Here is a 15,324-nt window from a genome sequence, read left to right as displayed (position 1 = left end):
CGCAGCGCAGCCGGCACCACGGGCGCTGGTACGCTGTGACCAGGCTCAGCCGGGCTGCGCAGGCTGAGCCGGCTGTGATACTGCCTTTTTATCTTCCGCCGTGAAAGGATACTGACGATGCTCCACCACCTCGTCCACTCCCATTATGACCTTACTGTGATTGTTCCTGTTTTCAATGAAGAGGAGAGTCTGCCGCGCCTGTATGAGGCTCTGCGTGAGTATCAGCGCAAGTGCTCGGTAAAGGTATGCTTTCTGGTGGTCAATGACGGATCAGAGGATCGCTCTCTTACCATCATCAAGGAAAATTCCAATGCTCTGCACGGCTTTTTCTATATCTCTCTGGTCAGCCGCTGCGGCCTTACCGGTGCCTTAAAGGCCGGCTTTGAGCATACCCAGACAAAGTGGGCCGGCTATATCGATGCCGATCTGCAGACCTTTCCTGATGACTTTGAGCTGCTGCTGGCCAGAAGGCATGAGGGCGATTTAATCTGCGGCATCAGAGCCCGGCGCAGCGACAGCCTGTCCAAACGTATTCAGTCACGCCTTGCCAACAAAATCCGCAATGCCATTACCCACGATGGCATGAGCGATACCAACTGCCCGCTCAAGATAATTAAAAGCGACCTTGCCCGCTCCCTGCCTCTGTTCTCGGGCATGCACCGTTTCCTGCCCGCCCTGACCCTGCTCACGGGCCATAAGGTAGTAGCCGTAAAGGTACGCCATCAGCAGCGCTATCACGGCAAGTCCAAATTCAATTTCTTCAACCGCGCCTTTTCCGGAGCCTGTGATTTGCTGGCCTTTATCTGGATGCGCCGCCGCTATACAGCCCCTGTTGCAGGGGACAATAATCTTGCCTGTGCCGTGCCGCCAAAGAAGCAGCAATAATGATAAAATTGGCCATGACAACGTTTGCCGTCAGCTGCCCTTTCAGGCGCCCGCCCCACAGGAGCACAGGCCCCCATTCCCTGCAGGCAGGTCCATAAGCTGGCCTGCCGCCCGGCCCGTATTCTGGCCTGCCGCCCGGTCCGGCCGGTCGGCCATGACAGGGCCGGCCCTGCCCGCACTGCCCTGCGCTGAGCGCTCATCGCCCCGGCCTTAAGCCCGGCATTTTCCCACCCCATGCTGCAAAATCACGCCCGCCCTGCCCACAGGCCAGGCGGCCGCTGCCCTGCCTGCCAGGACTCATACCTGACAGCGCAGCCGGTCCGGCCCCTTAAACCTCAGGTCATGGCGCGCCCCGGCATGCCTGCGCATCACTGCACCGGCCTGCCTCCACGGAAATCACCAGGGAAATGCCCGGCCCCATCAGGCCCGCACCTGCGCCTGCCCCGGCCTGCGTCTTCGTCCGCGCACGCGCATGTGGCCCTGGCAGCTGCGCCCGCCCCTGCCGGGAGGCCGGGGCGGCGCAGGCCTGAAGACGGGACTGGCATGACAGTGCTGCTGCGGCAGCTGATGACGGCATCAACCTTACTTTTTTCCGGGTGTACCTTTATGGCCATCACTTCTTCTCACAAGCAGCTTATCAACTCCAACCGCATTGCCTTTTTAATAGCCGGTTTCTGTGTTGCAGCATGGGCTCCCATGATTCCCTATATCAAGGACCGCTTTGCCCTTAATGAAAACGATCTGGGACTGCTGCTGCTGTGCATGGGCATAGGATCCTTTGTTTCCATGCCTACCTCAGGCTATTTCAGCTCGCGCTTTGGCTGCCGTGCTCCCATTTACTTTGCCGCCTTTGCCGTAGCTGCCTGTCTTGCCCTCATTCCCTTTGTCACCAGTATTTATCTGCTGGCGGCCATACTCTTTATCATGGGCACCAATTCGGTAATACTCGATGTGGTGGCCAATATCAACGCGGCCCTGGTAGAGCAGCGCACCGAACTTAACGTCATGTCCGGCCTGCACGGCCTGTACAGCGTAGGCGGCTTCACAGGCTCCCTGAGCGTTACCTTCCTGCTGTCCATCAACTTTCCCTTTGCCTTTACCGGTATCTACGCAGCGGCCATTCTGGTGGTCCTGATGATAACCGGCGGCCGCCACCTCTTCACCACCGTCCACCTGCCTGATACCGGCGCCTCCGACGGCGCTGCGGCCGCCCCTGCTGACCGGGCCGCCGCTCCGGCTGACGGAGCAGCAGGCCAGGCGGGCGCCAGCGCCCGTGCGGCTGCCCCAAAAGGCGGCGTGATGAGTCACTACACTCACCCTACGGTCCTGCTTATCGGCCTGATGTGCTTTATCATGTTTATGACCGAGGGATCCATGCTCGACTGGTCAGGTGTATTCCTCAACTCTGAGCGCGGGGTGTCTCTTGAGCATGCCGGTTACGGCTTTGCAGCCTTTACAATTACCATGACCATTTTCCGTCTGACTGGCGATCGCATTGTCAGCGCCCTTGGTCGTGGCCGTGTCATTATCTTTGGCACTCTCTTTATTGTGGCAGGCTACCTTACTGCTATTCTTATCCCTTATCCTGCCGCTGCCTTTGTCGGCTTTGCCCTCATTGGTGTGGGCGCCTCCAATGTAGTACCACAGCTGGTCTCCATTACCGCCCGCATTAAGGAAGTACCGCCCCATATCTCAGTAACCGTGGTCAATGCCGTAGGCTTTTCCGGCGTTCTCATTGGTCCGGCCGTGATTGGCTTTATGGCCCATCACATTACCCTGCCTTACACCTACGCTGTTCAGGCAGCCGGAGTGCTCTGTGTCACCGTCATGGCCATCATGCTCATCAAAAAGCTCAAAAGCAATCCGGCCTCAGGGCTGACCTCAGCCCCGGCTGCGGCCCCGGCTGACGCCGCCGCCTCAGCAGCAGGCTCAGCAGCAGCCACCGGCGTAAGCCCAGCCCCTGCCCAGACCGTCAGCTCCGCCGGCACCACTGCCAGCAGCGGTGAGCACTAAGGCAGGTCCAGCCAGGCTGACCTTAATCCCGGCCTGTTAAGTCCGGCCCATAAGACGCGGGGCCCGTCATTGACCATGACGGGCCCCGTTTGATTATGAGCGCCAGAACAGTACCAGCCCGGCCTGAGCTGCATGCAGACCAGTCAGGCCACTGCACTAGTTCAGCCTGGCGCCTGCATCAGACCACAGTCTGCGACTTCATCAGACTGAGCCAACGCCTGACTCTGCATCAGAGCAGTGTCTGTAACTGTGTCAGCCTGGCATCTGCAGCTGTCGGGCCTGCAGGCCTGGCATGGCCTGGCCTGGCCCGGCCTGGTAATGTCACTTGCGACCGTAGTAGCCCAGATACCACTGGTAAAAGCGCGTCAGGCCCTCTTTGAGGGTGGTATGGGGACGGAAGTGGTACTTTTCCATGAGGCGGCTGACATCGGCCCAGGTCTGGTCCACATCGCCCAGCTGCTTGTCATCGAGTATGACCTGGGCCCTGATTCCGGATATTTCCTCCAGGGTGGAGACAAAGTCCCCAAGATCCACAGGTGAGCCATTGCCTATGTTGAAGACATCAAAAGGAATGGCGCTGCCTGACTGATCGGGGCCCTGAGCAATGGCGGCTATGCCTTCGACTATATCGTCAATATAGGTGTAGTCGCGGCGCTGTCTGCCGTGGTTGAACAGATGAATGGGCTGACCTGAGTGGAGCTTGCGGGTAAAGATAAAGGGCGCCATGTCCGGACGGCCAAAGGGACCGTAGACAGTGAAAAAGCGCAGGGCGATGCTGTCTATTTTGAACAGTGAGGCATAGGTGCGGGCCAGGGTCTCGTCTATTTTCTTGGTAGCGGCATACACGGAGACAGGATTGATGTCAGTATTGCTCTCAGAAAAAGGCACCTCAGAGCACTCACCATAGACAGAGGAGGAGCTGGCAAAGATAAGACGCGGGCATTTGACTGTACTGTCATGCTCTGCCTTGAGCTTAAGCTCACGCAGGGACTCCAGGATATTGAAAAAGCCGGTGACATTGGAGGCCATATACTGATCGGGAATGCTTGAGGACAGACGCACTCCGGCAAGGGCTGCAAGATTGATAATAAGGTCAAAGCCGCCCTCAGCTATGAGATTGCCCACAGCATTGCGATCGCACAGGTCCATAAGACAGAAGGTCAGACACTCAGAGCTTACCGGCTGACCTGATTTGAGATGATCAGCCTCAAGCGAGCCCAGATGCAGACCAAGCTCGGACAGTCTGTCGATTTTAAGGGACTGCTCATAGGTGATACCTGAGAGATTATCAATACCCGTTATCTCATGTTCAGAGCACAGTCTGCGGCACAGATGCATGCCTATAAAACCGGCCACACCGGTAATAAGAATCTTCAAGATCCTTTCCTCTTAGATTGAGTAAGCCCCGGTATGCCCCCGGGAAACCACCAGTTCCCGTAAGGCATCTTACAGTACTGAAAGCCCTGTATTGCGCAACTGAAGAAGAGCCGGGCAGACCATGCAATGTGCATAAGTCCATAAAGCGCCGGGCTCCTTGCCCTGGTACAGGAGCACTGTCCCTGATCCCCAGGTCATGGCCATGTGGGGGCACTGTATCTGCCCCCGGATCATGGCCCTGTGGGGCCACGGCCCTATATGGCTACGGCCGTATGGGGAACGGTCGTAAGGGGCACAGTCCACTGCAGGCGTGCCTCTGGCACGTGCCCTGGTACCTGCTCCAGCACTCTGGGAATAAGCCTGGGCGGGCCTTGCTGCCTGATAATATTCAGCTGAGGATCTTAACTGTAAAAGGACGGATATTCACACAAAATTTCGTGCGACTACGAAAAAAGCCGTACAGCTGCTGCCGTACGGCTTTTTTGTGAGCCTGACTTTATCTCAGGTGCTGCTCATCGTGGCGTATGACCAGCTGCTCGGGAGCGCCCTTGTCATCATCTGACTCCGTGGCTTTCTGATCTTCATCCTTGTTATCAATCTCAAGGTACTGCGGCAGAGTATCGACATCACTGCTGGAGCTATTGAGATTGAGGGTGTTGTCAGCCGGTGCAGCGGGCAGAATCAGACTGTCGCCAATCATAAAGGCACCACGCTCACGCATCTTCTGTGCAAGGTCAGGTCTTTCCTTAATACCCTTGCGGCTTAAGACCACATTGGCCTGCTGCTCAAAGCAGCGGTCCATGTCGGCAGCCACCTGATTGACAGTGATACGTTTATCGTAGAAGTGCAAATCAATGCCATGCTTCATACGCAGTATACAGGTCTCAGGGGAGCCGCCCTCATCAATGGCCTTTGTGACGGCCCGGGCAATCTCTCCTGCACCAATGAAGCTGTTGAGATGAGGCATGGCAAGTCCGGCAAAGAACACAAAGCCCAGGGTTCCTGCTCCTATGGCAGCCACTGAGAAGATAAACAGACGGCTTAACAGGAAGAACAGGGCAATAAGGCTGGCAAAGCACAGCACACCAAAGGCTACGCCTATGACAGGATGCTGCAGATGGAGCACTTTGTCGTACATGACGAAATAGGCCGGGAAGAGCAGCATGTAGACAATTGCCGGCAGCATCATGGACAGGGTAAGCAGCAGCGGGATGCGGGTACGCTCGCTTACTGTGCTGATACCGGCAAGGAAGTAACCGTTACCGATAATTTCCACACCACGGTGACCGGCATTGCGCGGACGCTTTTCCAGTTTCTCAGCAATGATGGCGGCTACACGGGAGCGCACGCGGGCAGCATCAATAAGTCCCTCATCTGAGACGCTGCTTTTAGCCTCGCTGCGCTCAGCAACACTGTCATCATGATGCTCCTCATCCTGAGGTTCATTGGCGGCGGTAATGCGGCGTGCCGATCCCCTGAGCTCAAAGCCGCTGTCAGGGCCTGACAGGGCCCCTGAGGCCATTATGTCCGATGCCGATGGATGCATGGAGGCCGCAGGACAGATGACTGTTGTGCCCGGTGTAACAGTGCTCTTTGCTACAGGAGCATCATGCACATCAGGCATGGTGGTAACACTGACCTTAAGCTCACCTGGTTTGAGATCAGTACCACTGTCCTTTAAAGCCTGCTCATGGGCTGCAAAGGCAGCCTCGACAGCAGCGGCGGCAGCACTTTCAAAAGCGGCATCGTCCTTAAGCTCGACGCGTTCACCGCCTGCCCCAGCCTCAGCAGCACCATTATCCTCACTCTCAGCATCACTGCCTGCACGCCCGGAAGCCTTACTGTCCATGACAGCATGAGCTGAGGACAGGGCTGCGGCGTCCTGGGATGCTGCGGCACTGTCAGACTCATCTGCCTGAGATAAGGCAGCAGCGTCAGCACTCTGTGATGGAACAGTCACATCAGCTTCAGCTGCGGCACTGCCTGACTCAGAAAGGGCGGTTTCAGCCCTCTCATCAGTTGAGGTAACAGTCAGAGCACTGTCGCTGCTAAGGGATGAGCCGGCATCGGCCTGTAGGGCGATGGCTTCGGCCTGTGTGGCGCTGGACGCGCCCTGTGAGGCAGTGGTAACACTTAAGGAGGTATTGTCCTCGCTGTGAGCTGAAGATTCACTGCTCTGGGATGAACTGTCATCACTCAGGTATGAGCCGGCATTGACCTGTGTTGAGCTGACATCGGCCTGTGTGGCGCTGGTCGCGCTCTGTGAGGCAGTGGTAACACTTAAGGAGGTATTGCCCTCGCTGTGAGCTGCAGATTCACTGCTCTGGGATGAACTGTCATCACTTACAGCTGAAATGGCATCAGCGGCGCGGGCGGCTGCTGCGACAGAGCCTTCATGGCTGTCGGAGGCAGACACATAGCTCTCTGCTGACTGGTCTTGAGAATCAGAGGCGCCATGTGAGGCAGCAGCTGTGCTTTCAGCCTTACTGTCCTGAGCGCCTTCACCACTGGCGGCGCTGTTGTCCCCGGCACTGACAGTATCAGAGGCAGATGCCGAGGCAGTAAGGTCAGCACCGTTTTCACCACTGCAGGAGAGAGCAGCGGAGCTCACTTCAGCGCTGCTATGGTCCTGTTCATCACTGTCAGAGTCAGTTGACTGGGCGGCACTGTCAGCAGTGCTTGCAGTGCTTGCAGACTCTGAGGCAGTCTGATCCGGGGCATCAGCAGGATTAGAGGCATCGGAGGCCTCAGAGGAGCTCTGAGCAGCCTGGGCGTCTTCAGAATGTGAATCTGAAGCCATGTCACTGCTCTGTGGGTCAGCAGCACCCTGAGAGGCGCACTGCTCCTCAGCCGCCGCCTGAGTGGCGCTGGAGCTGACCTCACTTTCGGTATGCCCGGCAGTATCGGCACTGTCCTGAGATGACTCAGCCCTGGCGGCGTCGCTGCTGGCAGTAGAGTTAAGGACGGAGTCAGTATTCTTATCCTGGACGGCAGAACTGTCGGACTCAGTATGAGCTGTGCCGGTAGCGTTAGAGGAGTCAGCATGGGACTGAGTATTCTCTGAAGAGATGCTCCTGTCCTTTGTATCAGCTGACAGGTCCCTGTCCTCACTGAACTTACAGTCTGAAGGCTCAGATGCCTTTGAGAGGTCCTTTAAACTGCGGGAGCTCTTTTCGCTGGCGCTTTCAACCTCAAGGGCATGGTGGTCAGCAGCCAGAATACCGGACAGGCGGCTGGCCAGACGTGAGGCACCGTGCTTCTTACCAGCAGAGCTCTCCTTATCATCACCCTCAGGCTCATCAAGCTTTCCGGCACGCCAGGCCTCGAGGCGCTGCGCAGCACGGAAGTCAGCTACCTTCTTCCAGTCAGGCTTTTTGCGATCTTCCTCTTCAGTAGCGCTTTCATTGGATGCTACCAGCTTGCCCTTACTGTCACGCAGTGCGGCCAGAGCAGCGCCCGAAGAGACGCTGTCACTGTCGGCCTTTGATGAAGCAGACTCATCAGAGGCAGGACTATGGGTACTCTCCCCGGTCTGTAAGTCATGGGAAGTAACTGAGGACAGATCAGTATCTGACTTGAGGCCAGTCTCTGACTTCAGGTCAGTATCTGACCTGAACTCACTGCTCTCAGAGGATGCACCTGAGCCACTTAAGTCCTGGCCCTGAGAGTCAGGGGATGAACTGCCAGTATGAAGGTCAGTATCCAGGGCGCCGCCTGCCTCGGCCTCGGCTGCTCCCTCGACCACGCTGGTGCGCAGTGAGGTCAGGGCCATGGCGCGGGCGGTATTGGCCGCACGCACCTCGGCAAGAGCTGTTTCCTCAGCCTGTATGCGGGTCTGAATCTCATAGCGCAGACGGGCGTTGAGCTGCATCTGGCGATAGGAGAGCATGACGTAGTAATAGGCAGCAGGAATAGCCGGCAGCATGTAGACTTCAAGCTTGCTTACCGGGATGGAGATAACCAGAACAGTAGTAAGGGTAAAGAACAGGCATGCCTGGGTCTTGATATCAAGTGTCTCCCTGTTGCGTATCTGGCGCACGAGGAAGTAGACAAAGCACAGGCCCACAGGGACAGTGAGGATGACGAAGTTCTGAAGGTAGTAGTAAAAAGGCTCGCGGTGAATTGGCAGAGAGGTAACGCGCCTGACGCTCTGCTCGATAAAGAGATTGTGAACATAGGCCTTACCGCCATCGAGGTAGACCATAGCGGCCCACAGGGCGGTCATGAGCAGGATGATAATGAAGTAGTAAGGGCGGAAAACGACAAAGAAGCGTCTTAAGTCGCGGTTAAAGGCCATCATGGCGACCAGGGACAGTACCGGGAAGATAAAGCCGTACGGGCCCTTGGTAAATACACCCAGGAAAAGCAGCAGCGGGATGGAGAGATTGCCGTACTTGGGACGTGGGGCTGAGGGACCGAGCTCCTTAATGAGGGTATAGCGCTTTACCATTTTCATATAGGCAAGCAGCATCACAGCCGTAAAGAGCATATCCATGCGGGCAATGACACCCAACACGTCGACAAAGAGCAGTGAGCACATGCCCAGGATAATGAGCAGACGCTCCTGATGGCGGAAATCCACGCCCAGATAGCGATCCATGATCGAAAGGACGAAGATAAAAGGGATGACTGAGGCCAGCAGTACCAGAGGCATGGCATTTTGACCTGCAATGCTCAGGCAGAGCATGCATATCCACAGATACAGAGGCGGCTTGTCGGCATATGGCGAGCCGTCCTGGTAAAAGGCAAAGAAAGATCCGCGCTCCATGGACTCACTGGCTATAGCCAGGTAGCTGAGCTCATTAAGCGGGTTGAAATCACGCAGTAATACTGCAGGCAGGAAAGCCGCAAATATTGACAGCAGAGCCAGTAAATAAATTCTATTGGATTTCATATAACTTCGCCGCTATCTTGGGCCCGGTCAGGCTCCATAAAGCCTCTGGAGCAGCCAGGTAAGATAAAACAACAGGCAGGCGGTCTCTCTCACTTCCGCCTGGAAATTGGCAGGTACTGTATACCCTTACAGAGAATAAGACAGGGACATGGACATGGTCCTGACTGCGCCAGTGGCGCCAGGGGCCCCAGTGGCACCAGGGCGCCAGCAGCGCATTGGGGAGCCAGGCGCTCTAATACCATGAGCACATCATATGGCCTGACAGTCTGGTTCTTATTCCCAACCACAACACGAAAAAAATGGGATTATACAGGTCAAATTCTGATATCTGAGCACATTGCCTGCCTTTTTGAAGCAAAAAGAGCGCCACAGGCGCCCCAGGGGCCAGCAAAAGGGATAAACAGGCCATTTAACCAGCACAGATAAACAGTCTGTCAGATGCTGAATAAACTCATGATAAACGCAGGTTAAACATAAGCTCCTCTATGAGACAGAGAGTAACCTGAGTGCCGCGCAGGTACGCTTACACCAGCTCACTGCACTGAGGCTTAAGGAAACGATACAGGCGATGGGACGCCCCCGCCTCATGCCTTGCGGTCAGTGGTGCCGGAGATAGACAGACTGCCCAGTTGCTATACAGAGCGCACAGTGCCTGCTGCTGATGCTACGGGCAAGAGTACCAGGCATGGAAATGATTCGTCCCATAGCATGAGCAAGTGGTGCCAGGGATACACAGAGTGCACAGTGGCTACACAGAGTGCACAGTGGCTGCAGCTGATGCTGCAGGCAAGAGTACTGGGCCTTGGGATGATTCATCCCATGACCTGAGCCAGGTGATGCCGGGGATACACAGAGTGCACAGTGACTGCAGCTGATGCTGCAGGCAAGAGTACAGGGCCTGGGGATAATTTATCCCATGACCTGAGCCAGGTGGTGCCGGGGATAGACAGAATGCACAGTGGCTGCAGCTGATGCTACGGGCAAGAGTACTGGTCTGGGGATGGTTTGTCCCATGGACTGAGCCAGGTGGTGCCGGGGATACACAGAGTGCACAGTGACTGCAACTGATGCTGCAGGCAAGAGTACTGGCTTGGGGATGATTCATCCCATGACCTGATCCAGGTGGTGCCGGGGATAGACAGACTGCACAGTGGCTGCAGCTGATGCTGCAGGCAAGAGTACAGGGCTTGGGGATGATTCATCCCATGACCTGAGCCAGGTGGTGCCGGGGATAGACAGACTGCACAGTGGCTGCAGGCAAATGTAATGAGTCTCAGCCCTCACAGCCCCCTGGCTTGAAATCATATGTTCCTGGCATCAGCAGTCTGCTCAGTGGCAGCAGGAGATACTGCAGGCTCAGGCTGATGAGCCTGAGTCAGGGCATTATCAGAGGTGAGACTTTGAGCCAGCTCCGGGATGTTGGATTGAGCTGCAGCATGCCGCTGAGTTGCGCGGGCGCCGCTGTTAGCAGTATCAGATGAGACCTGATTGTCTGTAGCTGGCTGGGCAGCTGCCTCAGCAATAACAGCGCTCTGATGGGCAGAACCAGCTGGGCTGGCAGCAACCTCCTGGGCAGCAGTACTGGTATGGTCAGTCTGATGAGTGGCATCATCACTGGTTGAGACACTGTGATGGTCTGCAGCTGCAGCATTCACTGCAGTCTGCTGGCCACCACCACTGTCATCAGCTGCCTGAGCACTGACATCAAGCACAGAGCGACGGTGGAGCATGATATTGCGGACGTAGGTGACCATTCCGCCTACCTGTCCGAGGATAAGCACTACATCAAGACGGTAGATCCCGTATATCTGGACCATGATGGCGGCCATAAGGCTGATGTACCAGAATGCAGGCGGCAGCACTGACTCTTTGCGTCTGTGCGAGACAAACATCTGATAGACAAAGCGAAAGGAAAAGAGAAACTGACCGATAAGGCCAAAGAGCAGCCAGCCATAGCCAATGGTCTGACCGTTTAGGAAATGCTCGACGAAGGTAGCAAAGTCACCGGTCTGGGAGATGATCATGACGGGAGGTGAGAGCATGATGAGCACAGGGACCTGGCGGCCAAAGCGCCCCAGTTCCCTTTTGAGCCTGAGATTGTAGATGTAGATGTAAAAGGACACGGTCTGAGCCAGCAAAATGGCAAAGTCCTCACGCAGGGCTCCGTAGAAGCTCATCATGAATGAGCCCAGCAGCGACAGCCACCAGAACATGGCCGGGTTGACCACGGTTTTGGCTTTTTCAGACATTACCCACTGCACAATCATGCGTCCGGCAAAGGCCGCCTGTGCAATCAGACCAATCAGGGTATACCAGCTGATAATACTCATGTTCTTTCACCTGCAGTAAGCTCAGGCTGCGCAGAGGCTCATAGACCAGCGCAGACAGACATCAGGACAGCAATGGGACCATCAGGTACCCATAGCTGGCCTTATGCGTCAGTGCGCGCCTGTAGGGGCTCATCATAGCCACGGGCTAATATTGAGGCAAGCCATTACCCAATTTTCTCAGTACCATGCGCGGGCGCTGTGAGATCATGGCCACCGGCGCCATTGCTGCCCTTGAAGCCCCATTCTTCTTGATTCAGGCAGTAGATAAACTAAAAGGCCCTCTGATCGTGATGACCAGAGGGCCTTTTGTTATGGCAGTCAGCTCAAAGCTCAGTGCTATGAGCTTGAGTGCCTTGAAACTCAGGGCGTATTAGCCTAACAGGGACAGACCAAGCTGAGGACGGGTGTTAGCCTGCATCAGCATGGAGGTAGCAGCCTGCTGAATGATGGACTGCTGGGAAAGGTTGGCAGACTCTTCGGCGAAGTCAGCGTCACGAATGCGGCTACGGGCGTCAGCCTGGTTGGCAGAAACGTTAGCCTGGTTGCGGATTGAAGACTCTAGACGGTTCTGTATCATAGCCACACATCAAAAAAAGCAAAATTTGCTTAATTAAAGCCTCAAAAGTAGTATCTAGTTTTGAGTTTTTTTTAAACTGAAAATGATGTATCTATGGAGTGATAAAAAATAGCGAAAAATCGCTAGCAAATACAACTCAAAAATGATAGAATAGGGGATCCGTTTAAATTTCTATGTAAATGGAGTTATCCCCTACTGTGCCACATAATATTACCATCGACAAGAGCTGTCAATACCGCGGTACGGCGTATTAAGCTAGTGTGATTTTCATCAAACTTCATCCTTAAGGTCATCTAAAATGTCACAACAGAAGCAATCACGCATGCGCTCATGGCTGAGCTGGGACATGAACTCGCCTAACTCTCTTACGGCAAAAGTTGTGCTGGCCGTCAGATAGATCCGTATATCTGAGATTGACTCATCTAAAGAGCGCTTGCTTTCAAGCTTTCTCTTTTCTTGAAGCCATTTCAGAAACGAAGAGGCAATCTTTTTGATTACAACCATACCCTCGATGAAATCAGAATTGCATGCAGTCATGTCGTCCTGCCTGAGGTCTTTATCCAGTAAGTGGTGATGCTCCTCGCAAAGCCAGTATTCAAAAACACTCTGCAGAACCTGCTCAAACCCCTGCTGATGTCACAAATCCTCTCCCCATTTCTGGAGCGAGCAATGATCTCGGTCTTTACCTCTTGAGTAATATAAATATTGGCCATATGAAAACCTACTTAAAAAATAGCAGGCGGATTCTACCATGTATGTTACTCAAAACAATTTATTTTGTTTCAATATCCATTGTGACGCATAACGATCTATGATTCCCTTTGTCAACAGCAATGGATCACTGAAAATGGTTCAATGATCACATTAAGTGGTATTCAATATTTTCATGAAATGGGAATTGACGTTCCTTCCAAACATTCACGTAAAATCTGTTGTGCGTGTTTAGATTGGAGTGAACGCCGTTTCCATTTAGGTGGGTACGTTGGAGCCGCATTATTTTCGCTTTATGAATCTAAAGGGTGGTTAACTCGACATCTTGGTTACCGTGAAGTTACCATCACGGAAAAAGGTTATGCTGCTTTTAAGACCCACTTTCACATTTAAGTTGTTTTTCTAATCCGCATATGATCAATTCAAGGCCGAATAAGAAGGCTGGCTCTGCACCTTGGTGATCAAATAATTCGATAGCTTGTCGTAATAATGGCGGCATACTATCAGTAGTAGGTGTTTCCCTTTCTTCTTTAGCGACTTGATGCTCTTGATCTTCCAATACGCAACCTAAAGTAAAATGCCCCACAGCGCTGAGTGCATATAATGCATTCTCTAGTGAAAAACCTTGTTGGCATAAAAAGGCTAATTGATTTTCGAGAGTTTCATACTGTTTTTCTGTAGGCCGTGTACCTAAATGTACTTTTGCTCCATCGCGATGACTTAGTAAAGCACATCTAAAACTTTTAGCGTTATTACGTAAAAAATCTTGCCAGCTTTCCCCTTCTAAAGGGCAAAAGTGAGTATGGTGCCTATCTAACATCTCAATGGCTAAGGCGTCGAGCAAAGCCCGCTTATTTTTTACATGCCAATACAATGTAGGCTGCTCTACACCTAGCTTCTGGGCGAGTTTACGGGTTGTTAAACCTTCGATTCCGACCTCATTAAGCAGCTCTAATGCGCTGTTAATCACTTTACTTTTATCTAATCTAGACATCATTAATTCCTAATTTTTGTTGACACTCTATCATTGATAGAGTTATTCTACCACTCCCTATCAGTGATAGAGAAAAGTGAAATGAATAGTTCGACAAAGATCGCATTGGTAATTACGTTACTCGATGCCATGGGGATTGGCCTTATCATGCCAGTCTTGCCAACGTTATTACGTGAATTTATTGCTTCGGAAGATATCGCTAACCACTTTGGCGTATTGCTTGCACTTTATGCGTTAATGCAGGTTATCTTTGCTCCTTGGCTTGGAAAAATGTCTGACCGATTTGGTCGGCGCCCAGTGCTGTTGTTGTCATTAATAGGCGCATCGCTGGATTACTTATTGCTGGCTTTTTCAAGTGCGCTTTGGATGCTGTATTTAGGCCGTTTGCTTTCAGGGATCACAGGAGCTACTGGGGCTGTCGCGGCATCGGTCATTGCCGATACCACCTCAGCTTCTCAACGCGTGAAGTGGTTCGGTTGGTTAGGGGCAAGTTTTGGGCTTGGTTTAATAGCGGGGCCTATTATTGGTGGTTTTGCAGGAGAGATTTCACCGCATAGTCCCTTTTTTATCGCTGCGTTGCTAAATATTGTCGCTTTCCTTGTGGTTATGTTTTGGTTCCGTGAAACCAAAAATACACGTGATAATACAGATACCGAAGTAGGGGTTGAGACGCAATCGAATTCGGTATACATCACTTTATTTAAAACGATGCCCATTTTGTTGATTATTTATTTTTCAGCGCAATTGATAGGCCAAATTCCCGCAACGGTGTGGGTGCTATTTACCGAAAATCGTTTTGGATGGAATAGCATGATGGTTGGCTTTTCATTAGCGGGTCTTGGTCTTTTACACTCAGTATTCCAAGCCTTTGTGGCAGGAAGAATAGCCACTAAATGGGGCGAAAAAACGGCAGTACTGCTCGGATTTATTGCAGATAGTAGTGCATTTGCCTTTTTAGCGTTTATATCTGAAGGTTGGTTAGTTTTCCCTGTTTTAATTTTATTGGCTGGTGGTGGGATCGCTTTACCTGCATTACAGGGAGTGATGTCTATCCAAACAAAGAGTCATCAGCAAGGTGCTTTACAGGGATTATTGGTGAGCCTTACCAATGCAACCGGTGTTATTGGCCCATTACTGTTTGCTGTTATTTATAATCATTCACTACCAATTTGGGATGGCTGGATTTGGATTATTGGTTTAGCGTTTTACTGTATTATTATCCTGCTATCGATGACCTTCATGTTAACCCCTCAAGCTCAGGGGAGTAAACAGGAGACAAGTGCTTAGTTATTTCGTCACCAAATGATGTTATTCCGCGAAATATAATGACCCTCTTGATAACCCAAGAGGGCATTTTTTACGATAAAGAAGATTTAGCTTCAAATAAAACCTATCTATTTTATTTATCTTTCAAGCCATATAGACAGACAATCTTGATGTTTTAAGTAAATTGAATAGAAATTGGTAAATATGTATAGGATAACTATGATGTCAATATAGTGTAGTTTTTTGGACTATTGGCATGGGGTCATTATGGTAGTCT

At 52.7% G+C, this 15,324-nt stretch carries 8 protein-coding genes and 2 pseudogenes; 4 read left to right on the top strand and 6 right to left on the bottom strand.

Features of this window, described 5'->3' with window-relative positions:
• Positions 1–117: 117 nt before the first annotated feature.
• Together MXE39_RS03265 and MXE39_RS03260 are read left to right on the top strand one after the other, a co-directional pair.
• On the top strand, positions 118–885 hold the full coding sequence (locus MXE39_RS03265) for a glycosyltransferase (protein WP_246977239.1): 768 nt from the start codon (positions 118–120) through the stop codon (positions 883–885).
• A gap of 606 nt (positions 886–1,491) precedes the next feature.
• Positions 1,492–2,898: an MFS transporter gene (locus MXE39_RS03260; protein WP_246977238.1), complete on the top strand. Its 1,407-nt coding sequence runs from the start codon at positions 1,492–1,494 to the stop codon at positions 2,896–2,898.
• A gap of 321 nt (positions 2,899–3,219) precedes the next feature.
• On the opposite strand, the gene MXE39_RS03255 is transcribed toward MXE39_RS03260, so the two are convergent.
• The 5 genes and pseudogenes from MXE39_RS03255 to MXE39_RS03235 form a co-directional block, all read right to left on the bottom strand.
• Complete coding sequence (locus MXE39_RS03255; protein WP_246977237.1) at positions 3,220–4,275, bottom strand: NAD-dependent epimerase/dehydratase family protein; 1,056 nt, start codon at positions 4,273–4,275, stop codon at positions 3,220–3,222.
• Positions 4,276–4,771: 496 nt separating this feature from the next.
• Positions 4,772–9,169, bottom strand: coding sequence for a hypothetical protein (locus MXE39_RS03250; RefSeq protein ID WP_246977236.1), 4,398 nt, complete (start codon positions 9,167–9,169; stop codon positions 4,772–4,774).
• A gap of 1,301 nt (positions 9,170–10,470) precedes the next feature.
• Positions 10,471–11,499, bottom strand: a complete 1,029-nt coding sequence (locus tag MXE39_RS03245) for a lipid-A-disaccharide synthase N-terminal domain-containing protein (RefSeq protein WP_246977235.1) — start codon at positions 11,497–11,499, stop codon at positions 10,471–10,473.
• Positions 11,500–11,869: 370 nt separating this feature from the next.
• A pseudogene (locus MXE39_RS03240) lies at positions 11,870–12,073 on the bottom strand (flagellin); the annotation flags it as partial.
• Between the two features lie 273 nt (positions 12,074–12,346).
• Entirely contained in the window at positions 12,347–12,613 is a 267-nt protein-coding gene (locus MXE39_RS03235; protein ID WP_246977234.1) for a hypothetical protein, read from the bottom strand.
• 270 nt (positions 12,614–12,883) lie between these two features.
• Here MXE39_RS03235 and MXE39_RS03230 point away from each other — a divergent pair.
• Positions 12,884–13,180: pseudogene (locus tag MXE39_RS03230) on the top strand (transcriptional regulator); the annotation flags it as partial.
• Here MXE39_RS03230 and tetR(B) read toward each other — a convergent pair.
• Entirely contained in the window at positions 13,158–13,781 is a 624-nt protein-coding gene (gene tetR(B), locus MXE39_RS03225; RefSeq protein ID WP_000088605.1) for a tetracycline resistance transcriptional repressor TetR(B), read from the bottom strand. The pseudogene MXE39_RS03230 and the gene tetR(B) overlap by 23 nt on opposite strands.
• An 81-nt stretch (positions 13,782–13,862) precedes the next feature.
• Between tetR(B) and tet(B) the strand changes: the two genes are divergently transcribed.
• Entirely contained in the window at positions 13,863–15,068 is a 1,206-nt protein-coding gene (gene tet(B), locus MXE39_RS03220) for a tetracycline efflux MFS transporter Tet(B) (protein WP_001089068.1), read from the top strand.
• The last annotated feature ends 256 nt before the right edge of the window (positions 15,069–15,324 follow it).

It is taken from the genome of Anaerobiospirillum sp. NML120511, assembly GCF_023050955.1.
Classification (GTDB): Bacteria; Pseudomonadota; Gammaproteobacteria; order Enterobacterales; family Succinivibrionaceae; genus Anaerobiospirillum.
The sequence above is the reverse complement of the archived record's forward strand: the minus strand, read 5'-3'. Positions and strand labels throughout refer to the sequence as shown.

Bases quoted from the DNA above. Each gene is read 5' to 3' on its own strand.
- MXE39_RS03265 (WP_246977239.1), top strand. From the start codon at position 118: ATGCTCCACCACCTCGTCCACTCCCATTATGACCTTACTGTGATTGTT.
- MXE39_RS03260 (WP_246977238.1), top strand. From the start codon at position 1,492: ATGGCCATCACTTCTTCTCACAAGCAGCTTATCAACTCCAACCGCATT.
- MXE39_RS03250 (WP_246977236.1), bottom strand. From the start codon at position 9,169: ATGAAATCCAATAGAATTTATTTACTGGCTCTGCTGTCAATATTTGCG.
- MXE39_RS03245 (WP_246977235.1), bottom strand. From the start codon at position 11,499: ATGAGTATTATCAGCTGGTATACCCTGATTGGTCTGATTGCACAGGCG.
- MXE39_RS03235 (WP_246977234.1), bottom strand. From the start codon at position 12,613: ATGACTGCATGCAATTCTGATTTCATCGAGGGTATGGTTGTAATCAAA.